The organism is Paracoccus sp. MC1862, assembly GCF_016617715.1.
GTDB lineage: Bacteria > Pseudomonadota > Alphaproteobacteria > Rhodobacterales > Rhodobacteraceae > Paracoccus.
This window is the reverse complement of record NZ_CP067225.1, coordinates 2753556-2777349: the sequence shown is the minus strand read 5'-3', so window position 1 is coordinate 2777349 and position 23794 is coordinate 2753556. Positions and strand designations below refer to the sequence as shown.

The 23794-nt window shown below is 68.6% G+C and carries 29 protein-coding genes; 18 read left to right on the top strand and 11 right to left on the bottom strand.

The features are described 5' to 3' along the window. Positions 1-24 precede the first annotated feature (24 nt). The gene (locus JGR78_RS13700; protein ID WP_182804521.1) at positions 25-1017 is read right to left on the bottom strand and encodes an SDR family oxidoreductase; all 993 of its coding nucleotides are present in this window, start codon (positions 1015-1017) and stop codon (positions 25-27) included. Between the two features lie 176 nt (positions 1018-1193). Between JGR78_RS13700 and JGR78_RS13695 the strand changes: the two genes are divergently transcribed. From JGR78_RS13695 to JGR78_RS13650, 10 genes are all read left to right on the top strand, one after another. Beyond that, entirely contained in the window at positions 1194-1709 is a 516-nt protein-coding gene (locus JGR78_RS13695; RefSeq protein WP_182793142.1) for a ferritin-like domain-containing protein, read from the top strand. 89 nt (positions 1710-1798) lie between these two features. Beyond that, on the top strand, positions 1799-2311 hold the full coding sequence (locus tag JGR78_RS13690; RefSeq protein WP_182793143.1) for a ferritin-like domain-containing protein: 513 nt from the start codon (positions 1799-1801) through the stop codon (positions 2309-2311). Positions 2312-2339: 28 nt separating this feature from the next. Beyond that, positions 2340-2852: a DUF4142 domain-containing protein gene (locus JGR78_RS13685; protein ID WP_182793144.1), complete on the top strand. Its 513-nt coding sequence runs from the start codon at positions 2340-2342 to the stop codon at positions 2850-2852. A 172-nt stretch (positions 2853-3024) separates the two neighbouring features. Then, positions 3025-4029 carry a patatin-like phospholipase family protein gene (locus tag JGR78_RS13680; protein WP_182804523.1) on the top strand — a complete coding sequence of 335 codons (1005 nt, stop codon included), beginning with the start codon at positions 3025-3027 and terminating at the stop codon, positions 4027-4029. 188 nt (positions 4030-4217) lie between these two features. Beyond that, the gene (locus tag JGR78_RS13675; protein ID WP_182793146.1) at positions 4218-4454 is read left to right on the top strand and encodes a hypothetical protein; all 237 of its coding nucleotides are present in this window, start codon (positions 4218-4220) and stop codon (positions 4452-4454) included. A gap of 138 nt (positions 4455-4592) precedes the next feature. Beyond that, the gene (locus tag JGR78_RS13670) at positions 4593-5753 is read left to right on the top strand and encodes an acyl-CoA dehydrogenase family protein (protein ID WP_200559340.1); all 1161 of its coding nucleotides are present in this window, start codon (positions 4593-4595) and stop codon (positions 5751-5753) included. After that, a complete protein-coding gene (locus JGR78_RS13665) occupies positions 5753-6847 on the top strand; it encodes a CaiB/BaiF CoA-transferase family protein (protein WP_182793148.1) in 1095 nt (364 codons plus the stop codon). The genes JGR78_RS13670 and JGR78_RS13665 overlap by 1 nt, the downstream gene beginning before the upstream one ends. Continuing rightward, the gene (locus JGR78_RS13660; RefSeq protein ID WP_234450756.1) at positions 6844-7686 is read left to right on the top strand and encodes a MaoC family dehydratase N-terminal domain-containing protein; all 843 of its coding nucleotides are present in this window, start codon (positions 6844-6846) and stop codon (positions 7684-7686) included. Before JGR78_RS13665 ends, JGR78_RS13660 begins: the two co-directional genes overlap by 4 nt. A 54-nt stretch (positions 7687-7740) precedes the next feature. Continuing rightward, a complete protein-coding gene (gene hslU / locus JGR78_RS13655) occupies positions 7741-9039 on the top strand; it encodes an ATP-dependent protease ATPase subunit HslU (RefSeq protein ID WP_182806169.1) in 1299 nt (432 codons plus the stop codon). A 146-nt stretch (positions 9040-9185) separates the two neighbouring features. Continuing rightward, positions 9186-9380: a PLD nuclease N-terminal domain-containing protein gene (locus tag JGR78_RS13650; RefSeq protein ID WP_182793150.1), complete on the top strand. Its 195-nt coding sequence runs from the start codon at positions 9186-9188 to the stop codon at positions 9378-9380. 116 nt (positions 9381-9496) lie between these two features. On the opposite strand, the gene JGR78_RS13645 is transcribed toward JGR78_RS13650, so the two are convergent. After that, positions 9497-9757, bottom strand: coding sequence for a hypothetical protein (locus JGR78_RS13645; RefSeq protein ID WP_182806171.1), 261 nt, complete (start codon positions 9755-9757; stop codon positions 9497-9499). A 208-nt stretch (positions 9758-9965) separates the two neighbouring features. Between JGR78_RS13645 and JGR78_RS13640 the strand changes: the two genes are divergently transcribed. Further along, entirely contained in the window at positions 9966-10406 is a 441-nt protein-coding gene (locus JGR78_RS13640; RefSeq protein WP_255434995.1) for an exonuclease domain-containing protein, read from the top strand. Here JGR78_RS13640 and JGR78_RS13635 read toward each other — a convergent pair. Further along, entirely contained in the window at positions 10362-11333 is a 972-nt protein-coding gene (locus tag JGR78_RS13635) for an IS481 family transposase (RefSeq protein ID WP_200559339.1), read from the bottom strand. The genes JGR78_RS13640 and JGR78_RS13635 overlap by 45 nt on opposite strands. Before the next feature lie 84 nt (positions 11334-11417). On the opposite strand from JGR78_RS13635, the gene JGR78_RS13630 reads away from it, so the two are divergent. Beyond that, positions 11418-11873 carry a BRCT domain-containing protein gene (locus JGR78_RS13630; protein WP_182804168.1) on the top strand — a complete coding sequence of 152 codons (456 nt, stop codon included), beginning with the start codon at positions 11418-11420 and terminating at the stop codon, positions 11871-11873. 18 nt (positions 11874-11891) lie between these two features. Here the strand turns inward: JGR78_RS13630 and JGR78_RS13625 are convergent, their stop codons facing one another. The 7 genes from JGR78_RS13625 to JGR78_RS13595 all read right to left on the bottom strand — a co-directional run bounded on the left by JGR78_RS13625 (position 11892) and on the right by JGR78_RS13595 (position 15376). Beyond that, entirely contained in the window at positions 11892-12206 is a 315-nt protein-coding gene (locus tag JGR78_RS13625; RefSeq protein WP_234450755.1) for a modification methylase, read from the bottom strand. A 31-nt stretch (positions 12207-12237) separates the two neighbouring features. Further along, a complete protein-coding gene (locus JGR78_RS13620; RefSeq protein ID WP_182792674.1) occupies positions 12238-12771 on the bottom strand; it encodes a lipocalin family protein in 534 nt (177 codons plus the stop codon). A 113-nt stretch (positions 12772-12884) separates the two neighbouring features. Further along, positions 12885-13532 (bottom strand): pseudouridine synthase, encoded by a 648-nt coding sequence (locus tag JGR78_RS13615; RefSeq protein ID WP_182792673.1) that lies wholly within the window; start codon positions 13530-13532, stop codon positions 12885-12887. A 9-nt stretch (positions 13533-13541) separates the two neighbouring features. Continuing rightward, the gene (locus tag JGR78_RS13610; RefSeq protein ID WP_182792672.1) at positions 13542-14168 is read right to left on the bottom strand and encodes a LysE family translocator; all 627 of its coding nucleotides are present in this window, start codon (positions 14166-14168) and stop codon (positions 13542-13544) included. Beyond that, a complete protein-coding gene (locus JGR78_RS13605; RefSeq protein ID WP_182804166.1) occupies positions 14165-14554 on the bottom strand; it encodes a GFA family protein in 390 nt (129 codons plus the stop codon). Before JGR78_RS13605 ends, JGR78_RS13610 begins: the two co-directional genes overlap by 4 nt. Continuing rightward, positions 14551-14943 (bottom strand): GFA family protein, encoded by a 393-nt coding sequence (locus JGR78_RS13600; RefSeq protein ID WP_182792670.1) that lies wholly within the window; start codon positions 14941-14943, stop codon positions 14551-14553. The genes JGR78_RS13605 and JGR78_RS13600 overlap by 4 nt, the downstream gene beginning before the upstream one ends. Then, complete coding sequence (locus JGR78_RS13595) at positions 14924-15376, bottom strand: GAF domain-containing protein (protein ID WP_182804179.1); 453 nt, start codon at positions 15374-15376, stop codon at positions 14924-14926. Before JGR78_RS13595 ends, JGR78_RS13600 begins: the two co-directional genes overlap by 20 nt. A 111-nt stretch (positions 15377-15487) precedes the next feature. On the opposite strand from JGR78_RS13595, the gene purH reads away from it, so the two are divergent. From purH to JGR78_RS13570, 5 genes are all read left to right on the top strand, one after another. Beyond that, positions 15488-17071 (top strand): bifunctional phosphoribosylaminoimidazolecarboxamide formyltransferase/IMP cyclohydrolase, encoded by a 1584-nt coding sequence (gene purH / locus JGR78_RS13590; RefSeq protein WP_182792669.1) that lies wholly within the window; start codon positions 15488-15490, stop codon positions 17069-17071. Next, complete coding sequence (gene lspA / locus JGR78_RS13585) at positions 17071-17754, top strand: signal peptidase II (RefSeq protein ID WP_182792668.1); 684 nt, start codon at positions 17071-17073, stop codon at positions 17752-17754. The genes purH and lspA overlap by 1 nt, the downstream gene beginning before the upstream one ends. Before the next feature lie 30 nt (positions 17755-17784). Next, entirely contained in the window at positions 17785-18300 is a 516-nt protein-coding gene (locus JGR78_RS13580) for a DUF3035 domain-containing protein (RefSeq protein ID WP_182792667.1), read from the top strand. A 282-nt stretch (positions 18301-18582) separates the two neighbouring features. Next, the gene (locus JGR78_RS13575) at positions 18583-20235 is read left to right on the top strand and encodes a pitrilysin family protein (RefSeq protein WP_182792666.1); all 1653 of its coding nucleotides are present in this window, start codon (positions 18583-18585) and stop codon (positions 20233-20235) included. Then, on the top strand, positions 20232-21533 hold the full coding sequence (locus JGR78_RS13570; RefSeq protein ID WP_182792665.1) for a pitrilysin family protein: 1302 nt from the start codon (positions 20232-20234) through the stop codon (positions 21531-21533). Before JGR78_RS13575 ends, JGR78_RS13570 begins: the two co-directional genes overlap by 4 nt. A 72-nt stretch (positions 21534-21605) precedes the next feature. Here the strand turns inward: JGR78_RS13570 and JGR78_RS13565 are convergent, their stop codons facing one another. After that, positions 21606-21785 (bottom strand): hypothetical protein, encoded by a 180-nt coding sequence (locus tag JGR78_RS13565; protein WP_182792664.1) that lies wholly within the window; start codon positions 21783-21785, stop codon positions 21606-21608. Between the two features lie 138 nt (positions 21786-21923). On the opposite strand from JGR78_RS13565, the gene mutL reads away from it, so the two are divergent. Then, entirely contained in the window at positions 21924-23747 is a 1824-nt protein-coding gene (mutL, locus tag JGR78_RS13560) for a DNA mismatch repair endonuclease MutL (RefSeq protein WP_182804164.1), read from the top strand. Positions 23748-23794: the final 47 nt, after the last annotated feature.

The window sequence follows — 23794 nt, the reverse complement described above, 5'->3', positions numbered from 1 at the left end:
CAGCGCCCTTGCCGCCCTTTTCCCTTACCTCCGGCGTCCCATCAGCGCCATGGCGCCCAGCGCGGCCCCCATTGCCAGCAGCGGCGTGGCGGAACTGTTGGTCGCGCGGGAATAAAGGCTCGGGCGGGCCATGGCCGAGGCCGCCATGTCGCGCTCCTGCCCCTCGGCCAGCCCGCCATGCAGGTTGTCGCCCGGCTGGGGCGGTCCCTTGCCCTGCTGGATGCCGTAAAGCACCGTCGCGCCGATAGCGTCCATCAGCCGCGGGGCCAGCGCGGCACCTGCGCTCATCATCGGACCCGCGCCGCCCACGAAGGCGTCCCGCATCGGGCGGGTCGCGGCCCGCAGGATGACGCGGGCAGCCTCGCGCGGGCTGTAGATCGGCGGCGGAACCTTTGCCTCGCGCCCGATTAGGTTGCGGGCGTGCCGCGCCAGGGGCGTGCCGATCCCGGCGGGCTTGACCAGCGTGACGGTCACGCCCGCGCCCTCGTGCTTCAACTCGGCCCGCAGGGCGTCAGTGAAGCCTTTGACCGCATGTTTCGAGGCCGAATAGACCCCCTGCAGCGGCAGGGCGTAATCCGACCCCAGGCTGCCCACGTTGATCAGCGCCCCCCTGCTGCCCTTCAGATGCGGCAGGGCGACAAGGCTGCCATGGACGACGCCCCAGAAGTTGATCTCGAACAACTGGCGCATGTCGGCCTCGGGCGTCCTGTCGATCCGCCCCCAGATCGACACGCCCGCGTCGTTGATCCATGTGTCGATCCGCCCGAACCGCGCCACGGCCGCCTGCGCCAGCGCCTCGACCTGCGCCCGGTCGGCGACATCGGTCGGCACCGCCAGCGCCTGCCCGCCCTCGGCCTCGATCCCGCGCGCCACGTCGTCCAGCACCCCTGCAGACTGCGCGGCCAGCACGACCCTTGCGCCCCGCGCCGCCGCCATCCGCGCGGTGGCCAGTCCGATGCCGCTTGACGCGCCGGTGACGACCATGACCTGTTCCGACAAGGGTTTCAGCGTCTTCATCCCGCGCTCCTTCGCCGCACCCGGTTCGCAACCTCCCGGCATCCCCGGGAAGCAATCGGAAAGTCGCGATCGGGGTTCCCCTGCGGGCAGCAAAAAATTTCATGCGGATCCCCCGCAACCTTTCGGACGAGTGACCGTTGCCAAGGCAATCCGTTCCCGACCGAAAGGACATCGCCGTGGCGACCACCAAGACCCTTGAAGACGCTTTCCATGCCGGGCTGAAGGACGTGCTCTTTGCCGAGCGCGCCTCGGTCCGTGCGCTGAAAAAGGCAGCGAAGGCCGCGCAGAACCCTGAACTCGCCGAGGCGCTGCAGAACCACGCCGGGGAAAGCGAGAACCAGATCGAGCGGTTGCAGCAGGTGTTCGAGATCCTCGGCAAGCCCGCCCGCGGCAAGACCTGCGAAAGCATCCAGGGGCTGTCGGCCGAGCTTGAGGATGATCTGGAGGAGTTCAAGGACAGCAACGCCGCCGATGCCGTGCTGATCGCCGGCGCCCAGGCGATGGAGCATTACGAGATCGCCCGCTACGGCACCCTGCGGACCTGGGCCGAACAGCTCGGCCTGCAGGACGCCGCCGGGCTGCTGAACGAAAGCCTCGAGGAAGAAAAGCGCGCCGACGAACTGCTGAGCCGGATCGCCGAACAGGCCAACCGCGAAGCCGAGGGCGAGAGCGAGGGCCAAGGCGAGGAGTGATCCTGCCGCGCCCCGGGGCGGAGGGACGCCCTCCGCCCCGGGGCCGCCTCCCGGACCGGAAAGGTCCAGCAACACAGGAGATCAAGGACATGTCCGACGAAGCACGAAGCTGGCTTGTGACCTGGCTGCGCGACGCCCATGCCATGGAAGAACAGGCCGAGGCCATGCTGACCGCGCAGGCCGAGCGGATCGACAACTATCCCGACCTGGAACAGCGCATCCGCCAGCATATCCGGGAAACCCAGGGGCAGGCCGCCCGCCTCAAGGAATGCCTCGAAGGCATGGACGAGGGCACCTCGATGCTGAAGGACACGGGCGCCAAGCTGATGGCGACCGCGCAGGCCGTGGGCGGCGCCTTCGCCGGCGACGAGATCATGAAGGGCTCGCTCGTCAGCTACACCTTCGAGCAGATGGAGATCGCCTCCTACACCGCGCTGATCGCCGCGGCCGAGCATCTGGGCGAGACAAAGGTGGCGCAGGTCTGCCAGCAGAACCTGCAGGAGGAAATCGCCATGGCCGAATGGCTGAGCACCCATCTGCCGGGCACCACCCGCGACTTCCTCGACCGCGCGGCGGCGGGCGATCCCACCGCCAAGCGGTGAAACCGCCCCCTTGCGTGAAGGAAAAACCATGAGAACGCTTGTCCTTTCCGCGGTCCTCGCGCTGGCGGGCCTTGCCCCCGCCATCGCGCAGGAGGTTCCTGCCGGCGGCGCGCAGGGGATCATCGCGCAGGATTTCGTCAACCGGGCCGCCAGCGGCGGGGTGTTCGAGATCCGGTCCAGCGAACTCGCCCTGCAGCGTTCGCAGGACGACGCCACCCGGGGTTTCGCCGAGACGATGATCCGCGACCACACGGCCAACAACGGCGATCTGCTGGCCATGGCGACGAACCAGGGGCTGCTGATCCCCAATGAACTCGCCGAGCCTCATGCGGGGATGATGGCGGTCATCAAGGGCGCGGAAGAAGACGCCTTCGATGCCGCCTATGCTAAGGGTCAGGTCGCCGCGCATGAGGCGGCGGTCGCGCTCTACGGCGCATACGCCGAGAACGGCGACAACGACCTGCTGATCGGCTATGCCCGCGACAGCCTGCCGGTGCTGCAGCAGCATCTCGAACAGGCCCGTAACCTGACGGCGCAATAGGATCGGGACCGGCCCTCTCTGCCACATCGGCGAAAACCCGGCCGATGTGCGGGGAACAAGCCATGTGTCCAGCGCAGTGCTGCCTTGATCCCGTCCATGCGGCCTGCGGGGGGGTGAACCATTCCCTCCACCGGGGATTATGCCCCCGACTCCCTCAGATCAGGAATGCGACATGGCCGAACGATCCAGCCCCGACCACTGGGCCTGCCTTGCCGGCGGCAATGCGCTGGGCGCCTTTCACCTTGGCGCCATCCAGACGCTGGTCGAGGCGGACATTCCCGTGTCCCGCGTCGCCGGCGCCTCGATCGGGGCGGTCACGGCGGCGCTGTGGCTGGGCGGCCCGCCCGAAACGGCGGCCGAGCGGATCGAGGCTTTCTGGGATCGCGCGCAGGACAACTCGGTTCTCGGCACCCTGCGGGGGATGCGGCAGATGGCGGCGCTGCGGGCGCTCTTAGGTGGCCAGCCGCTGCTGTTCCGCCCGACCCTGCCGGGGCTCTGGGCCGCCCATCCCCTTGCCCCCGACGACGACCACCTGCATTCCACGGTGCCCATGCGCCGGACGCTGCTGGACCTGATCGACTTCGATCACCTGAACGACGGCCCCGTGCGGCTGATCGTCAACGCGCTGGACCAGCAGACGGCCGAGGACGTGGTCTTCGACAGCGCCCATACCCGTCTGACGGTCGATCACCTGATGGCCAGCGCTGCCCTGCCCCTGCTGTTCCCGCCGGTCGAGATCGACGGCCGCCTGCTGGTCGCTCCGGGGCTGTCGGCGAACCTGCCCGTCGCCGCGCTGTTCCGCGACCGGCCGGAACGCGAGACGATCTGCTGGGCGCTGGACCTCTGGCCGCCGCAGGCCCGCCGCGCCACGTCCCCCGACACCCTTGTCCGGCGCGGGCAGGACCTGATGTTCGCGGCGCAGACCCGGCACGCGCTGGAACGGCTGACGCTGGAGGCCGCGCCCCCGCTGAAGGACGCGGGCATCCCCGTGGCGATCCACCACCTCGGCTATGACGGCGGCGACTGGGAGGTCGGGGCCAAGGCCTTCGACTATTCGCCCGCAGCCCTTGCCCGCCGCATCCATGCCGGAGAGGAGGCGATGCGACAGGCGCTTGCCGCCGCCGGTCCCGCGCCCGAACCGGGCCTGCAGGTCACGCGCCACGACTTCCGCAGCTGACCTGCCGACCGCCCGACATATGTGCCCGGCCCGCAACTCCCCTTGAAACTGGCCCGTTCCTCCCTCCTCGTGGCCCTGCTGGTCCCTCATGCGCCATCCCGGACAAGCCCCGGCGGCACCCTGGCGCGCCGGGCAACCCCGCATCGCCCGCGGCTGCCGCCAGACGACGCCAACACAAGAAGTCCCGGATGCTCTTCCGCACCAAGCACCTTCAGATCGACGCCAAGCCTGAGCGCCCCGACCCGTCCTCACCAAGATGCTGCAGGAACCGCTGGGCGGCAGGCACCTCTCCGGACGGCAAGGGCAGCTTCGAATATCTGGAAAACCCGCAACCGATGTCGCAGGATGACGGGATGCTGAACCCGGTCGATCCCCGGCTTTATGGCACCCCGCCGCAGCCGGTGCCGAAGACCGCAAGGGAATGAGGCCCGACCGGACCGTCGCCTGCGCATCGATCCATCCATAACTTTTTTCTATATACGCCAGCACCATCATCTATTTGCCTTATCGCATCGACCCGAGCATCTTCCCTGCTGCAACGGGCAAGCTGACAGGGGCATCTGATGATCGACCGGCCGGACCAGTATCAGGACATCCGCGACGCGGTGCGCGCCCTTTGCGCGCAGTTCCCCGATGAATACCACCGCCGCATCGACGACGAGCGCGCCTACCCTGCGGAATTCGTGGACGCGCTGACCGAGGCCGGCTGGATGGCCGCCCTGATCCCGGAAGAATACGGCGGCTCGGGCCTCGGCCTTGCCGAAGCCTCGGTCATCATGGAGGAGATCAACCGTTCGGGCGGCAACTCGGGCGCCTGCCACGGGCAGATGTACAACATGAACACCCTTGTCCGCCACGGGTCCGAGGAACAGCGCCAGAAATACCTGCCGAAGATCGCCAGCGGTGAATTGCGCCTGCAGTCCATGGCCGTGACCGAGCCGACCACCGGCACCGACACCACGCAACTCAAGACCACCGCCGTGAAGAAGGGCGACAAGTATGTCATCAACGGCCAGAAGGTCTGGATCAGCCGGGTCCAGCATTCCGACCTGATGATCCTGCTGGCGCGCACCACGCCCCTGTCCGAGGTGAAGAAGAAATCCGAAGGGCTGTCGATCTTCCTCGTCGACGTCAAGGAGGCGGTTGCCAATGGCATGGTCGTCAACCCCATCGCCAACATGGTCAACCACGAAACCAACGAGCTGTTCTTCGACAACCTCGAGATCCCGGCCGAAAACCTGATCGGCGAGGAAGGCCGCGGCTTCAAGTATATCCTGACCGGCCTGAACGCCGAACGCACCCTGATCGCCGCCGAATGCATCGGCGACGGCTACTGGTTCATCGACCGGGTGACGAAATACGCCAACGAGCGCGTCGTCTTCGGCCGCCCCATCGGCCAGAACCAGGGCGTCCAGTTCCCCATCGCCGAAAGCTTCATCGAGGTCGAGGCCGCGAACCTCATGCGCTGGGAAGCCTGCCGGCTTTACGACGCCGACCAGCCCTGCGGGGCCGAGGCGAACATGGCCAAATACCTCGCCGCGAAAGCAAGCTGGGAGGCCGCGAATGCCTGCATCCAGTTCCACGGCGGCTTCGGCTTCGCCAATGAATACGATGTTGAACGCAAGTTCCGGGAAACCCGGCTCTACCAGGTCGCCCCGATCTCGACCAACATGATCCTGGGCTATATCGGCCAGCACGTCCTCGGCATGCCCAAGAGCTACTGATGAGCACGCTTCCCCTTTCCGGCCTCACCGTCGTCGCCATCGAGCAGGCCGTCGCCGCCCCCTTCGCCACCTCGCGCCTTGCCGACGCGGGGGCGAAGGTCATCAAGATCGAACGCCCCGAGGGCGACTTCGCCCGCGGCTATGATGACGTGGCACGGGGCCAGTCGAGCTATTTCGTCTGGCTGAACCGCGGCAAGGAAACCGTCGTGCTGGATCTCGCCTCGGACGAGGGCAAGGCGGAGTTGACGCGCCTGCTCGATGGCGCCGACGTTCTGGTCCAGAACCTCAAGCGCGGCGCCTTGGCCCGGCTGGGCTTCGGCTTCGACCGCTTGGCGGCGGACTGGCCGCGGCTCATCACCTGCTCGATCACCGGCTATGGCGAGGACGGCCCGATGGCCGACCGCAAGGCCTATGACCTGCTGATCCAGGCCGAATCGGGCCTGTGTTCCATCACCGGCGGGCCGCAGGAACCGGCCCGCGTCGGCATCTCGCTGGTGGACATCGCCACCGGCGCGACAGCCCATGCCGCGATCCTCGAAGCCCTGATCCGGCGCGGGATCACCGGCAAGGGCGCGAACATCTCGGTTTCCATGTTCGACGTCATGGCCGACTGGCTGACCGTGCCCCTGCTGCAGCACGAGGGCGGCAAGACGCCCCGACGTCTCGGCATGGCCCATCCCTCCATCGCTCCCTACGGCGTGTTTTCCACGAAAGACGGCAAGCAGATCCTGATCTCGGTGCAAAGCGACCGCGAGTGGCGCAAGCTGGCCGAGGTCTTCCTGAACCAGCCCGACCTCGGCCGCGACCCGCGCTTTGCCACCAACGTCGCGCGGGTGGAAAACCGCGCCGAGACCGATGCCACCGTCGCCGCCGGTTTCGCCCGCCTGACCGAGCTTGACGCCATCGACGCGCTGCTGGCCGCCGATGTGGCGCTGGCCTCGGTCAACGACATGGCGGCGCTGTCGCAGCACCCGCACCTGCGCCGCATCACCGTGGAGACCGGGGCCGGCCCCGTCAGCTACCCCGCCCCCGGCGCGGTTTTCACCGACGAGATCCGCAGCTATGGCAGCGTGCCGGCATTGAGGGACGCATGATGGACCTGGACCTCGACCACCTGCGCGGATGGATCGGCAGCAAGGAGATCAAATCCGAAGCCGTGACGCCCGCACTGGTCGAACGCTTCAACACCACCTTCGGCCGGACCGGCGACACCGCGCCCGGCGCCCCCGCTCCGGTGATGATCCATCTCTGCCTCGCGCCTCCGGCAGCCCCTATCGACCAGCTCGGCCCCGACGGCCACCCCGCGCGCGGCGGCTTCCTGCCGCCCGTCCCCCTGCCCCGCCGGATGTGGGCCGGCGGCAGCTTTTCCTTTCACGCCGACATCCGCATCGGCGAGACCGTCACCCGCCGCTCGACCATCCGCGACGTCGCGGTGAAACAGGGCCGCACCGGCACCCTCTGCTTCGTGACCGTCGAGCACCGGATCGAGAGCGACTCGCGCCACGTCCTGACGGAACGGCAGGACATCGTCTACCGCGACCTCGACGCAGCCAGCAGCCCGCCGAAAGCGCCGCCGCCCCCGGCCCCCGAGGGCACCCACCGCATCACCGTCGAACCCACCGCGCCGCTGCTATTCCGCTACTCGGCCCTGACCTTCAACGGCCACCGCATCCACTACGACGCGCCCTACACCCGCGAGGTCGAAGGCTACCCCGGCCTCATCGTCCACGGCCCCCTGCAGGCGTCCCAGCTTGTCCATCTCGCCGAAAAGATCGGCGGCCGCGTCCCCGCGCGCTTCGACTTCCGCAGCCTGTCCACCATCTTCGACACCGCCCACTACAGCCTGAACGCGACCGAGGACGGCGACAGCCTGAACCTCTGGACCGCGCGGGCGGATGGCCCCGTTGCGATGCAGGCCCGCGCAAGCTGGTGACTTGGCGTCCGCGCCTGCGCTGCCTAAGTCAGCCGCAAGCAACCTGAGGACGCCATGACCGACCTGACCCCCCGCGAGATCACCGCCGAGCTTGACCGCTTCATCATCGGCCAGGCCGAGGCCAAGCGCGCGGTGGCCGTGGCCATGCGCAACCGCTGGCGCCGCCAGCAGCTTGCCGACGACCTGCGCGACGAGGTCTACCCCAAGAACATCCTGATGATCGGCCCCACCGGCGTCGGGAAAACGGAAATCTCGCGCCGCCTCGCAAAGCTCGCCCACGCCCCCTTCGTCAAGGTCGAGGCCACCAAGTTCACCGAGGTGGGCTATGTCGGCCGCGACGTCGAACAGATCATCCGCGACCTCACCGACGCCGCCATGGTGGAAACCCGCCAGCGGATGCGCGAGGCGGTAAACTCCCGCGCCCGCGAGGCCGCCGAGGCCCGGGTGATCGAGGCGCTGGCCGGCGAGAACGCCCGCGACCAGACGCGCGAGCTGTTCCGCGGCAAGCTGCGCCGGGGCGAGCTTGACGACACCGTGATCGAACTGGACATCAACGACACCTCCAACCCCCTCGGGATGGAGATTCCCGGCCAGCCCGGCATGGGCCAGATGATGGACCTCGGCGCGCTGATGAAGGCCTTCGGCGGCCGCCGCGTGCGCCGCAAGGTGTCGGTCGCGCAATCCTACGACCTGCTGATCGCCGAGGAGGCCGACAAGCTCTTGGACGACGAACAGATCAAGGCCGCCGCTCTCGACGCCGTCCAGCAATCCGGCATCGTCTTCATCGACGAGATCGACAAGGTCTGCGCCCGCGCCGAGACCCGCGGCGGCGACATCAGCCGCGAGGGCGTCCAGCGCGACCTCCTCCCCCTGATCGAGGGCACCACGGTCAGCACCAAATACGGCCCCGTCCGCACCGACCACATCCTGTTCATCGCCTCGGGCGCCTTCCACATCGCCAAGCCCTCGGACCTGCTGCCGGAACTTCAGGGCCGCCTGCCCATCCGCGTCGAACTGCGCGCCCTGACGGAACAGGATTTCGTCCGCATCCTGACCGAAACCGACAACGCCCTGACCCTGCAATACGCCGCCCTGATGCGGACCGAAGGGCTTGAGATCACCTTCACCGCCGACGGCATCGCGGCGCTTGCCCGCATCGCCGCCGACGTGAACGGCAGCGTTGAAAACATCGGCGCCCGCCGCCTTTACACGGTGATCGAGCGCGTGTTCGAGGAACTCTCCTTCACCGCCCCCGACCGCAAGGGCGAGGCGGTGACGGTGGACGCCGCTTTCGTCGAATCGCAGCTTGGCGACCTCGCGCGCTCCGCCGACCTGTCGCGCTACGTGCTGTAGGGGCCGCGCCGCCGCGGGGGGCTTTCGTCAAGGCGCAGGCCCCCCTTCACCCTTGCGCGCAGGGGGAACCGCAGGCGGCCCCATCCGTTGAGCGGCGACGCAAACGCCGGGCCGCCCACGCGCCCGCTGCAACGGAGCCTTGGACGATGAGTTTCGTGAACGGCCTTTTCGGCTTCATCATCTTCATTCTGGACATCTGGGCCATCGCCTCGATCATCCGGTCGCCGGCCGGGACGGGGTCCAAGATCCTGTGGGTGCTGCTGGTGGCGATCCTGCCGGTGCTGGGTCTCATCATCTGGTGGTTCGCCGGGCCGAAAGCCGACCAGGCCCGCCGGCTCTGAGCAGGGGGCATCGCGGCCCTTGCCCCTGCCCCCCGTCCGCGGGGAACACGCGCCGGAAAGCGGCGCATGGCAGTCCCCGGGCGGCCCCTGTTGCAGGGGCCGTTTCCGTTTGTGGCCTACAGGTCCAGCCCGAACTGCCGGGACTTGTCCTCCTCGCGCGCGGGCTTGCGGAAGGTGTCGGCGCGGGCCAGCGGTATCCGCACCGCGCGTTCGCGCAGGGCCATGGCTTCCTCGACCGTCACGATCTGGATGCGCGGCACCGGGTCAAAGCCGTCAAGCTGGAACTGTCCCGCCCCTGCCGCCTCGGCCTTCATCGGGCCGGTCGGTTCATGCAGGGTCAGGAACACGCCGATATCGGCCTTTTCGCGGTCGATCACCCCGCGCTACTGGTCGATGTGGTTCCTTTGCCGATCCTTGCCGCCCTTGACACTGACCAGCGCCACGTTGGTCTTGCCGAAGGGCAGCCGCCCGTCGATGCCGCCGTCCGCACCCTTTTTCCCTAATCGCCACGGCTGCGCATCCTACTAGGACTTGCCGCATATCCTGCCTCCGGCAATGATCAATTAGGCTTGTAGAGGAGGTCCTATGAAATTCGTTGTTGTTGACGTTGAAACCGCTAATCCGCGGATGAGCAGTATTTGCCAGATTGGCATTGTCACATTTGAAAATGGCGTTGAAGTTGACGCAGAGAGCCACCTTATCGACCCCCAAGACTACTTCGATCCCGTCAATGTAGCCATTCACGGGATTACGGCAGAAGCCGTGGCAGGCGCTCCCTCCATCCGAGACCTCCATGGTCGTCTTTGCGAACTCACCTCCGAAAACGTTGTAGCCTGTCACACGCATTTTGACCGGGTTGCTTTAGGCAGGGTCTGCGACCTCCATTCTCTCCCAGCACTATCATGCAAGTGGCTTGACACGGCTCGCGTTGCCCGGCGAGCCTGGACGCAGTTCTCGAAGTCTGGCTACGGACTCTCGAACCTAGCTGTCACATCCCGTGTGATTATACGGCTGTTTCCTGAATAGCTCTGGTCTTTCGTGATGCCAGACCTTGAGGGCATCGATGGGTGTTCGACCTTTGAGGACAGACTGGGGCAGCTGGCCGTTGTAGAGGCGGACATAGCGCAGGATGGTCTGCTCCAGGTCCTCGCCACTGCGGAAGCGGTGGCTCTGCAGGATGTCCTCGATCCGGCCATTGAACCGCTCGACCATGCCATTCGTCTGCGGTCGCATCGGCGGCGCCAAGCGGTGTTCGATGCCGAACTCGGCGCAGAGCCGGTCGAACTCGTGGTTGCCGGTGGCGGCGCGGCGGCGCAACCCGAAGAGCCGGTCGGTGAACTCCTTGCCATTGTCGGTCAGCACCCGGGCGATCTTCATCGGCGCCGCGCGCTCCAGATCACGAAGGAAACGGCGTGCGTTGGCAGCCGTCTTCGCCGGGTAGACGCGCACGAAGACCCATCGGGTGGCGCGGTCGATCGCGACGAAGAGGTAGCGCCGGCGGTCCTCGTCGGCCATCTGCGGCAGGTATTTGACGTCGATGTGGAGGTAGCCGGGCGCATAGGCCTTGAAGGGCTTGTGCGCGGGCTGCGGCGCGGCAGGCTTCAACTCGCGCAGGTTGCCCGCCCCGTGCCGCCGCAGGCAGCGGTCCAGCCCCGAGCGCGAGACGTCCGGGTTGAGGAACTCGCGCACCACCGAGAGCAGGTCATCGAGCGGCAGCAGCAGGGACCTGCGCAGCGCCACCGCCACGGCCTCCTGCGCCGGCGTGAGCGTGGTCTGAAGCCGGTGCGCCGTGTGGCTCAGGTCATGGACGCTGTCGCGCTTGCGCCATTTCCAGACCGTCTGCTCGGAGATGCCGTAGCGCTCCGCCACTATCCAGGCCGGCTCGCTGCTCGCCTGGATCGCAGCCCGGATCCTCGGTGTCGTCGTCGCCTGCTTGTGCAGAGAGATCAGCATGCTCGCCTCCCGTCCCGGACGTCTCGCAGGATCGATCTTGCCATGAAGAGGGCGGTCCGGCGAGGGTCTATGTGATCGTCCGGGATGGGACACCTAGCCAAACACTTCGACATAAACTTCCAACACCACGATGCCCTGCATGACGCCCGCACAGCCGGACTGATCCTGTTGAGGGCCATTGAGGAAACAGGGCGTGATCCTGCCGAATGGATCCGCTTCTGCAACTACGTACCCAGCGATGCACCTATCCGGCGCGAGGGCGGCGAGGATGGACCTCTCACCGGTGAGAGCATCGTTTTCACCGGCGCACTGGAGATACTCCGCAAAGAAGCTGCTGACTTGGCTAGTGCCTCTGGAGCCGCCGTCGAGGCCAATGTGACGAAGGGCACGACGATCTTGGTCGTCGGAGACCAAGACCTTGACCGGCTTGCCGGGCACGGCAAAAGCACAAAGCACCGGAAAGCCGAGAATCTGATCGGAAGTGGGCAGGCTCTGCGCATCGTAGGTGAAGCGGACTTCATGAGGATGTGCGCCGTATAATATCGGGCAGTGGTGGGTCTATCGCACAAGTGCTGCCGTTATACTCGACGCACTCAGATTATCTTGCCCTGCCACCTCCAGCATCGTCGCGGCGTCGGTGTGGCCGCTGTTCCGCACCGACTGGAACGCCGTCTCGGCCTCATCGCCCCAGTGCCAGGTGTCGTCGAAAGCCTCGATCTGCGCCGCCGACTGGTCGCCGGTCGCGCTGCGGAACAGCACGTTGTAGCTGGCGTTGGAATTGAACGGCGGATCCAGGTAGATCAGGTCCACCGACGCATCTGCGATATGGTCGCGCAGGACCGCCAGGTTGTCGCCGTAATACAGGTGGTTCAAAGCCGTCCTCTCGCGCCCAATTCGGGCGAGGCTAGCCGCCGTGACTGACCCGGATCAACCCCTCGACCGCGAAGCCCCGGTCCTGCGCGATCCCGACGAGCTGCCGGTAAAGCTCCTCCTCCATCCCCGGCTGGCGGGACAATATCCACAGGTAGCCGCGGTCCGGGCCAGAGATCATCGCCCACTGGTAGCCCTGATCCAGCGCAAAGACGTGGTAGCCGCCGGGAAAGCCGGGGAAGAAGCTGACGGCAAGGCTCGCCACATCCGGGTCGCCCTTGAAGCGGGCGGTGCCCTCGATGGACGTGCGGCGGCCGTTTTTCACGCCGCTGTTGACCACCCGCACGCTGCCGTCCCCGTTCAGCGCATAGTCGGCGGTCACGTCGCTCATGCCGCGCTCGAAGCGGTGGTCGAGGCGGGCGATCTCGTACCAGCGGCCCATGTAGAGCCGGGCGTCGAAGCCGGTGACAGGTGTGATGCCCTGCGGCACGCGGGTCATGATCGCGCGGGAACAGGCGGACAGGGCGGCAAGGGCGGCAAGCCCGGCGGCGATGGTGCGGATACGCATGGGTGAACCTCCGTCAGTCGGGGGTCCAACGCCCCGAGGGGGCGGAAGGGTTGCGTCTGCATCACCCGTGCATGGGATGTGCATCGGTTGTGCATGGCCCGTGCGTGGCGAAATCAGAAGGGCGGAGGCGCCGAGAAGCTCAGCGTCACGTTGCTGTCGGGATGCCGCAGCCGCAGCGCCTCGGCATGCAGCATCAGCCGCGGGTGGTCGGCGGCAGCGCCTTGGGCATACAGCGGATCGCCCAGGATGGGGTGGTTCAGGCTTGCCATGTGCACCCGCAACTGGTGGCTGCGCCCGGTCAGCGGGTAAAGCCGAACGCGGGTTTCGGCGTCGCTGGCGCGGATCACCCGCCAGTCGGTCTGCGCCGGGCGGCCCGTTTCGTGGTCCACCTTCTGCCGCGGCCGGTTCGGCCAGTCCACGATCAGCGGCAGGTCCACCCGGCCCTCCTTGGGTTCCAGCCTTCCCCAGAGCCTTGCAATGTAAGCCTTTTTCACCAACCGCCGCTCGAACTGCTGGCTGAGGTGCTTCTGGGCAAAGGGCGTCAGCCCGAAGACCATGATCCCCGAGGTGTCCAGGTCCAGCCGGTGCACCAGCAGCACGGTCGGAAAGGCACCGCGCAGCCGGTTGATGAGGCAGTCGGCCCGGTCCTCTCCCCTCCCCGGCACCGACAGCAGGCCGGCAGGCTTTTCCACGATCAGGATCTGGTCGTCGTGGTGGATCAGGCGGGGCTGTTCGGGGTTCGGCTGATAGACGAAGCTCATGGCCCCGGATTACCGGGCCACCAGCCGCACCGCCAGCCCCGCGAACATCACCGCGGCGATGCGGTTGAGGATGCCCAGCCGCCTCGCCAGCCGCATCCCCAGCCAACCCGCCGCGATCCCGTAAGCCATTGTTATCAATGCGCCTGTAAAGGCGAAGACCAGCCCGAGGCCCAGAAGCTGGTGCCAGATCGGCCCATGCGCGGGGCTGGTGAACTGCGGCAGGAAGGCCAGCAGGAACAGCACCGGCTTGGGGTTCAGCACGTTCGACAGCGCCCCCCGCCGGATCACGTCGCGCGAGCGCACCACGATCCGCGTAGAAGGGTCCGGCGCGGGCGCGGTCCAGGCCTTCCACGCCAGATACAGCAGGTAGCCCGCCCCGATCCACTTGATCGCCGACAGCGCCTCGGGGTGGGTGGCGATGACCGCGCCAAGGCCCAGCGTCGTCAGGGTGACGTGGAACAGCACGCCGATGCCGACGCCCAGGCCCGCCATGGCCCCGGCCCTCGGCCCGCCCTGGATGCCCGAGGCGGTGGCGAAGAACACGTCCTGCCCGGGCGCGGCGTTCAGCACCAGCCCGCCGGTGACAAAAGCCACAAGCTGCGCCGTGGGGATGTTGCCCAGCGTGTCCCAGATCATTGCCGTTCCTCCTGCGGCACGCCGTCCGCGATGTCGTAATAGTCGCCCTTGTCGCCGACCCAGATGTGGCGCTGCAGGCGCAGGCCCGTGGGCGGCTCGAGGCAGCCCAGCGCCACGTCGGTCTCGCCCCGCCCGAAGGCGCGCCAGAAGATGGAACTGCCGCAGGTGGCGCAGAAGCCCCGCTCGGCCTTGTCCGAGGATCGGAACCAGCGGACGTGATCCGCGCCCTCGATGGAAAGCCGGTCGTCGGGGACGGGGACGGCGGCCCAGACATGGCCCGACCAGCGCCGGCACTGGCTGCAGTGGCAGGCGGCGATGTCGTCCAGATCGCCCCGGATCGTGACCCGGATGGCGCCGCAGAGGCAGCGGGCGTGGCGCGTGGTCATGACTGCGCCTGCTGCGGCAAACCGTCGGTGATGTCGTAATAGTCGCCCTTGTCGGCCACGTAGATATGCCCTTCCAGCCGCAGCCCGGTTGGGGGGTCGATGACCCCGCCCGAGACCGCAACCCTGTCTTCCCCCAGCCTGCGCCAGAACAGGGATGATCCGCAGGTGGCGCAGAAGCCCCGTTCCGCCTTGTCCGACGACCGGAACCAGCGCAAGGGCTCTCCCGTGATGGCGGCATCGCGCAACTCGGCAGAGACCCAGACATGCCCGCTCCATCTGCGGCATTGGGAACAGTGGCAGGCGGTCGCCGGCTCGGCGGTCAGCCGTCCGGTGAAGCTGACGCCGCCGCAAAGGCAGGCGCCGCTGATCTCAGAGCCTTCCGAAGACATCCCGCATCATCCCTTCCAGCGCCGCCGCGTCGTCCTGATTGAACGCATCCGGCCGGTCGCTGTCTATATCCAGCACGCCGATCAGGCGGTCGTTTGCGCCGAAGACCGGCACCACGATCTCCGACCTGGTCGAGGAGGAGCAGGCGATATGGCCCGGGAAAGCCTCGACGTCGGGGACAAGCTGCGTCTGGCGGGTGCGGGCCGCGGCCCCGCAGACCCCGCGCGAGAAGGGGATCACCAGGCAGCCGTGGCCACCCTGATAGGGGCCGATCTTCAGCATCTCTGGCCCCGTAACGCGGTAGAAGCCGGTCCAGTCGAAGCGGTCGTCTGCATGGTGCAACTCGCAGGCGACAGTGGCCATGCACGCGATCTCGTCGGTTTCGCCCTCGGTCAGGGCACGGATTCGGGCGGAAAGGGCGGCGTAATCGGTCATGCGCGCCACGCTACAGCCGCGCCCTTCGGCGGAAAAGGGGCGGCGCGCTGGACTGTCGCGGTCCGTGACGCTAGGGACGGCGCGATTCCCTTGCCGCCGAAGGCCCGTCTCATGACCGACCGCATCGACCTGCGCCGCGCGCTGATCTCCGTTTCGGACAAGAAGGGGCTTGTCGGCTTCGCCCAAGCCTTGGCCGCGCGCGGGGTCGAGCTTCTGTCCACCGGCGGCACGGCACGGGCACTGCGCGAGGCCGGGCTGAAGGTGCGCGACGTGTCCGAACTCACCGGCTTCCCCGAGATGATGGACGGCCGCGTCAAGACGCTGCATCCGGCGGTCCACGGCGGGTTGCTGGCCCTGCGCGACAATGCGGATCACCGCGCCAGCATGGACGAACACGGGATTGCCCCGATCGACCTGCTGGTGGTCAACCTCTACCCCTTCGAGGAGACGGTGGCGAAGGGGTCCGCCTACGACGACTGCATCGAGAACATCGACATCGGTGGCCCGGCGATGATCCGCGCGGCGGCCAAGAACCACGCTTTTGTGACGACGGTCGTGGACGTGCAGGATTACGGCGCGGTGCTGGCCGAACTGGACGCCAACGGAGGCGCCACCACCCTGCCCTTCCGCAAGCGCATGGCGCAGACGGCCTATGCGCGGACGGCGGCCTATGACGCCGCCGTGTCCACTTGGATGGCGCAGGCCGTTGGCGAGGAGACCCCGCGCCGCCGCGCCTTTGCCGGTACGCTTGCCCAGCCCCTGCGTTATGGCGAGAACCCGCATCAGGCTGCTGCCTTCTACACCGACAGCTCGGCCCGCCCCGGCGTGGCGACCGCGCGCCAATGGCAGGGCAAGGAACTGTCCTACAACAACATCAACGACACCGACGCGGCCTTCGAGCTCGTGGCCGAGTTCACCGAAGGCCCCGCCGTCGCCATCATCAAGCACGCCAACCCCTGCGGCGTGGCCCGCGCCGAGACGCTGGAGGAAGCCTATCGCCGCGCCTTCGACTGCGACCGCACCTCGGCCTTCGGCGGCATCGTCGCGCTGAACGGCAGGCTGGACGCGGCCACGGCCCGCGCCATCACCGAGATCTTCACCGAGGTCGTCATTGCGCCGGATGCCGATGACGAGGCCCGTGCGATCTTCGCCGCGAAAAAGAACCTGCGCCTGCTGACCACCGGGGGCCTGCCCGACGCGCGTGCGGGCGGACTGACCTTCCGTCAGGTGGCGGGCGGCTTCCTGGTGCAGACGCGCGACACCGGCCATGTGACGCCTGCCGAGCTGCGCGTTGTCACCCAGCGACAGCCCAGCGAGGCCGAGCTTGCCGACCTCATGTTCGCTTGGACCGTCGCCAAGCACGTCAAGTCGAACGCCATCGTCTATGCCAAGGACCGCGCCACCGTCGGCATCGGCGCAGGCCAGATGAGCCGGGTCGATTCGACCCGCATCGGCCGTCGCAAGTCCGAGGACATGGCCGAAGCGCTGGGCCTTTCCGCCCCCCTGACCGAGGGCGCGGCGGTCGCATCCGACGCCTTCTTCCCCTTCGCCGACGGCATTGAGGCGCTGGCCGAGGCCGGCGCGCGGGCGGTGATCCAGCCCGGCGGGTCCATGCGCGACGAGGAAGTCATCGCGGCGGCCGATCGCGGCGGCCTCGCCATGGTCTTCACCGGACAGCGCCATTTCCGCCACTGATGACCGACACCGACGAACCCCAGCCGAAGAAGCCGCGCGCGAAGCTCGCCGCGCCGGAGAGCGACGCTGCGCCGAAGTCTACGCGTCCCGCAGGCACCGCGCCCAAGCGGCGGCGCAAGCCCGCGCCTCCGCCTCCGCCTCCGCCGACGCCGAAGGTCAGCCTCTGGTGGGCGGCGGGGACTGCGCTCGTGATCCTCGGGCTCGACCAGTTGACGAAATGGATCGTCGTGCAGGCGCTGAACCTGGTCGAGGTGCAGGCCATCGACGTGATCGACCCCTGGCTGAACCTGCGGATGGCCTGGAACCAGGGGGTGAACTTCGGGCTGTTTTCCTCGGATGTCGAGGTGATGCGCTGGGTGCTGATCGGCATCGCGGTCGTCATCTGCGTCTGGGTGGCGGTCTGGCTGCTGCGCGCGCGGCCCGGAAAGCTGGCGCAGGTCGCGGCGGGGTTGCTGATCGGCGGGGCGCTGGGAAACGTGATCGACCGCGTGGTCTATGGCGCGGTCGCGGATTTCCTGAACATGTCGCTGCCCGGCTGGCGCAATCCCTACAGCTTCAACGTGGCCGACATCGCCATCTTCGCGGGGGCGCTCGGGCTGGTCTTCCAGCCGGGGCCGCCGTCCGGGCCGGAACCCGCCACGCCCCGCGACAAGGTCCGTGACGGCACGGGCAAGACGCGCTAGAACGGCGCCGACGCTTTCCAAGGTGGTGCCATGCGGGTTCTTCTGCTGACTCTCTCGGTTCTCGCGCTTGCGGCCTGCGCGGGCGACGGCCGGCTGATGAACCTGACGGCCTCGGACGACGGACCCGAGGAATTCGCCATCGTCCCCACCCGGCCGCTGCAGATGCCGCCCGATCTGGCGCAGTTGCCTGCGCCTACGCCGGGCGGTGCCAACCTGACCGATCCGAACCCCGAAGGCGACGCCATCGCCGCACTGGGGGGAAATCCGGGCCATCTGGCGCAACAGGGCATCGGCGCGGGCGACGGGGCGCTGGTGGCCCATGCCGCGCGGGCGGGTGTGACGCAAGGCATCCGGCAGGTCACCGCCGCCGAGGACCAGGCAATCCGCGCCCGCCGCGGCCGCCGCCCGCTGGAGGTGCTGGCCGGCACCAACGTCTATCACCGCGCCTACGAGCCGCAGACGCTGGACAGCGAGGCCGAACTGGAACGCTGGCGCCGCACCGGCGTGCAGGTGCCGACGGCGCCGCCTGTGGCCGAAACGCGCTGAAGGGGTCTCGTCTTTCGGCCTCAAATATCCCGGGGGTCCGGGGGCAGCGCCCCCGCCTTCGGGGCTTTCCCTGATGTCACGGTCGCATCGGGGGGATTTCCACCCCCCATGAATGGGGCCAAGGCCCCATTCATCCCTCCGAGGATACTTGACGCCGAAAGACAGGACCTGGCCTTTCCGGTCATTCCCGGCTCGTTCACCACGGCTTGACCGGCGGCCGGCTTGCGCGCGCCGCGCCGAGCGGCCACCCTCTGTTCCGCACCCGCAACCGGAGGCCGCCTGATGCGCCGCACCCTTGCCTTCCTTCTCGCGACCGCCGCCACGCCCGCTCTGGCCGAGATGCCGCCCGGCATCAGCCATTTCACCTTGGACAATGGGCTTGAGGCCGTGGTGATCGAGGATCACCGCGCCCCCGTGGTCGTCCAGATGCTGTGGTACCGGATCGGATCGGCCGACGAGCAGCGGGGCAAGTCGGGCCTCGCGCATTACCTGGAACACCTGATGTTCAAGGGCACCGAGAAGCTTGCGCCCGGCGAGTTGTCGCGCACGGTCACCGCGAACGGCGGTCGCGACAACGCCTTCACCAGCTATGACTTCACCACCTATTTCCAGCGCATCGCCTCGGACCGGCTGGATCTGGTCATGGGGATGGAGGCCGACCGCATGGCGAACCTGCGGATCGGCGAGGACGACTGGCAGGCCGAGCGCCAGGTCGTGCTGGAGGAACGCGCCCAGCGCACCGACAGCGACCCCCGGGCCCTGTTCGGCGAGGAACGCGCGGCGGTGCAGTATTACAACCATCCCTACGGCCGCCCGGTGATCGGCTGGCGGCAGGAGATGGAGGCGCTGACCCGCGAGGATGCGCTGGAATGGTATGACAACCATTACGCGCCGAACGTGGCGGTGCTGGTCGTCGCGGGCGACGTGAGTGCCGACGAGGTGCGCGCGCTGGCCGAAAAGCACTATGGCCCGATCCCCCCCAAACCCGAGGCCCCGCGCGACGCGCGCCCGCAGGAGCCCGTGCAGCGGGCCGAGCGGCGCATGACCATGTCCGATCCGCGCGTGCCGCAGCCGGTCCTCAGCCGCAGCGTGATCGTCCCCGAACGCAACCCCGGCGACCAGAAGACCGCAGCCGCCTTGAGCGTGCTGGCCGAACTGCTGGCGGGCTCGGCCCAGACCTCGTTCCTGGGGCAGCGGCTGGTGCTGACGGGGCAGGCGCTGTGGGTTGGGGCGGGTTATGACGGGCTCAGCGTCGATCCCACGACTTTCTCGGTCTCGATGGCCTATGCGCCGGGGGGGGACGATGCGGCGGCGGAGGCCGCGCTGGAGGCGGGCATCCGCGATTTTCTGGCCGAGGGCCCGGACCCGGAGCAACTGGAACGCGTCAAGACGCAGTTGCGCGCGGCGCAGATCTACAAGCAGGACTCGGCACATGCCCGCGCCTATGACTATGGGCAGGGGCTTGCCGTCGGGCTGACGGTCGAGGACGTGAACGACTGGCCCGAGATCCTCGCCGCGGTGACGGCGGAGGATGTGCAGGCGGTGGCCCGGCTGGTGTTCGAGGACCGCGCCGAGGTCACGAGCCTGCTGAAGCCCGCAGATCCCGAGCAGATGGCGGGGGCAGAGATTGCCGCGGCTGCCACGGGCGCGGGCGCGGGCGCGGGCGAGTCGCCTGCAGATGGTGCTGGAATGCCAGCGGCATCCTCGGGCATGGCTGCAGAGACCGCGCCCGGCGCTGGCCCCTTGCCCGGTCCAACGGAAGCCGCAGCAGAGGCCCCAGCCGCCGCGTCCTCCTTGCCCGAAGAAGCCCCCTACCCCGACACTGCCGCCCCCGGCACCAATACGCCGGCGCCCATGCCCGCCGACACGCCGCACCCGGCGCAACCGGCGCCCGCCTCGCCCCAGCCCGCGCCGACCGAGGAGCAGACCCGATGATCCGCAGCTTCCTTTCCGCGCTGACTCTTGCGCTGCTCGCGGCCCTTCCCGCCCGCGCCATCGACATCCAGGAGATCACCTCTCCGGGCGGGATCACCGCCTGGCTGGTCGAGGACAACACGATCCCCTTTGTCGCCGTCGAGATCGCCTTCCGGGGCGGCGCCTCGGTCGATGCCCCCGGCAAGCGCGGCGCGGTCAACCTGATGACCGCCTTGCTGGAGGAAGGCGCGGGCGAACGCGACGCCGTGGCCTTCGCCGAAGCGATGGAGGAGCTTGCGGCCTCGGCCAGCTTCGACGCCTCGGACGACGCGGTCAGCGTGGGTCTGCGCACCCTGACGGAGAACCGCGACGCCGCCGCCGACCTGCTGGCCGATGCGCTGGCCCGCCCCCGCTTTGACCCCGACGCCATCGAGCGGGTGCGCGCCCAGGCGCAATCGCTGATCCGGGCGCAGGACAGCGACCCCAATGCCATCGCCTCGAAAGAGATGGCCCGGCAGACCTGGGGTGACCACCCTTATGGCACCGTCCTGACCGGCACTGCCGAATCGGTCGCAGCCCTGACCCGTGACGACCTTGTCGCTGCCAAGGACCGGGTGCTGGCCCGCGACCGGGTGCTGGTCTCGGCCGCCGGCGACATCGACGCAGCGGCGCTGGGGCTGCTGATCGACCGCATCCTCGGCGATCTTCCGGCCGAGGCGAGTGCACCGCTGCCGCCCGAGCCGGAACTGCTGCTGACGGGTGAGACCACGGTCATCGACTGGAACAGCCCGCAGACAGTGGTCAGCTTCGCGCAACGCGGGCTGCCGATGGATCACCCCGATTACTTCGCCGCCTTCGTGCTGAACCACATCCTCGGCGGCGGCGGCTTCTCGTCCCGGCTGATGGAGGAGATCCGCGAAAAGCGCGGTCTGACCTATGGCGTCGGCACCGGCCTTGCCAACATGGTGCTGGGCGAGACATGGGCCGGCGGCATGGCCACGGCGAACGCCCGCACGGGCGAGGCGGTGGCGCTGGTGCGCGCGGTCTGGCAGGGTATCCGCGACGGCGTGACCGAGCAGGAACTGACCGACGCCAAGACATACCTCACCGGCGAATATGCCCTGCGGTTCGACGGCAATGGGCGGATCACAGGCATCCTGTCGGGGATGCAATTGATGGGGATGCCCCGCGACTATGTGAACACCCGGAACGAGAAGATCGCCGCTGTCACCGCCGAGGATGTCCGCCGCGTCGCGCAGGAGGTGCTGGACCCCGAGGGGCTGGAATTCGTGCTGGTGGGCCGCCCCGAGGGGATGTGAACGCCGGTATGGGCCATGCAGAAAGGCGCAGGGACTGACCCTGCGCCTTTTTGTTGGAATGCCGGGCGGGGATCAGGGATTGACCTGAACCGCCCCCGACCCGCCCAGGGCCGCCCCGGCCACGGCGCCCACGGGGCCGCCCACGACCGCCCCGGTCGCGGCGCCGGTGGTGGCGCGGGTGGCGGTGTTCGGCCCGCAGGCGGCGACGGTCAGGGTGGCGGCGGCCAGCAGCATCGCGGTCATCGTCTTCATGGCAGTCTCCTGTCAGATCATGTTCAAGAAAGTGAGATCGGGAAATCAAGCCATTCGGGGGCGTTGCGGTTCCAGAATAATCCGGGCGCGGGGGCGAAACGTTTACGCCCGGCTCCGGGGGCTGCTATATCCGGGGCGATGACGCGCCCTGACCCCCGCATCCCTCCGGTGATCCGCCAGCTCGACGAAGCCACCGCCAACCGCATCGCGGCGGGCGAGGTGGTGGAACGCCCGGCCTCGGCGGTGAAGGAGCTGGTCGAGAACGCGCTGGATGCGGGCGCGACCCGGATCGCCATCGCCATCGCGGGGGGCGGCAAGCGGCTGGTCCGGGTGACGGACGACGGCTGCGGCATGGCCGCCGGGGACCTGCCGCTGGCGCTGGCCCGCCATGCCACGTCCAAGATCGACGGATCGGACCTGCTGGACATCCGCAGCTTCGGCTTCCGGGGCGAGGCGCTGCCGAGCCTCGGCGCCGTGGGCCGCCTGACAATCACCAGCCGCGCCGAAGGCCACGAGGCCGCGCGCATCGCGATCGAGGGCGGCCGGATCGAGCCTGCCCGCCCCGCCGCCGCCAACCGCGGCACGGCCGTGGAACTGCGCGACCTGTTCTTCGCCACGCCCGCCCGGCTGCGCTTCCTGCGGACCGACCGGGCCGAGACGCAGGCCATCGCCGAGGTGGTCCGCCGCCTTGCCATGGCCGAGCCTTCGGTCGCCTTCACCCTCACCGACGAGGATGAGGCCCGGGTGCTGTTTCGCGCCGATGCCGAGCAGGGCGACCTGTTCGACGCCCTGTCCGCCCGCATCGGCCGCGTCATGGGGCGCGAGTTCATCGAGAACGCCATCCCGCTGGACGCCGAGCGCGACGGGCTGCGCCTGACCGGCCTTGCCGCCCTGCCCACCTATTCGCGCGGCGCGGCAGTGGCGCAGCATCTTTATGTCAACGGCCGCCCGGTGCGGGACAAGTTGCTGACCGGGGCGCTGCGGGCGGGCTATTTCGACGTGCTGCCGCAGGGACGCCATCCGGCGGCGGTGCTGTTCGTCCATTGCGACCCGCAGGGCGTCGACGTGAACGTCCATCCGGCCAAGGCCGAGGTCCGCTTCCGCGAACCGGATGCCGCCCGCGGGCTGGTCGTCGCCTCTCTGCGCCACGCGCTGGCCGGGGCGGGGCATCGCGCCTCCTCGACCGGCGGAGCGGCCACGCTGGCGGCGATGCGGCCCGCGCCGGGGTTGTCGTCCTGGCGCAGCCCCTCGCCGTCGCAGGCCGCGCTCGCGGCGGCCCATGCCGCGCAGGCGCCGCTGATGCCCATCGCCCCGCAGGGCTTTGCCGAGGCACCAGACCCCACCTTCCCCGCCGCCGCGCGGATCGAGCCGGAGGCCGAGGCACCCCATGCCCCCCTTGGCGCGGCCCGGGCGCAACTGCACGGCAATTGGATCGTGGCGCAGAGCCGCGACGGCATCGTGATCGTGGACCAGCACGCCGCCCACGAGCGGCTGGTCTATGAACGGCTCAAGTCGCAGGCGGCGGGGGCGCGGGTACCGTCGCAGGCGCTGCTGATCCCGGCCATCGTGGATCTTGGCGCCGATGCCGAGCGGGTGCTGGCGGCGTCCCTCGATCTGGACCGGCTGGGACTCGTGATCGAGCCCTTCGGCCCCGGCTGCGTCGCGGTGCGCAAACTGCCCGCCGCGCTGGGGCAGGCGGATGCCACGGCGCTGTTGCGCGACATTGCCGACGACCTGGCGGAACAGGGCGCCTCGGACCGGCTGCAGGGGCGACTGGACGCGGTGCTGTCGTCCATGGCCTGCCACGGCTCGGTCAGGTCGGGCCGCAGCCTGACGGGCGAGGAGATGAACGCCCTGCTGCGCGAGATGGAACGGACGCCGCGTTCCGGCCAGTGCAACCACGGGCGCCCGACCTGGGTGGAGCTGAAGCTTTCGGATATCGAGCGGCTGTTCGGGCGCTGATTGACGCGGCCCCGCCTGCGGGCGAGAACCGGGGAAAAGGGGAAGTG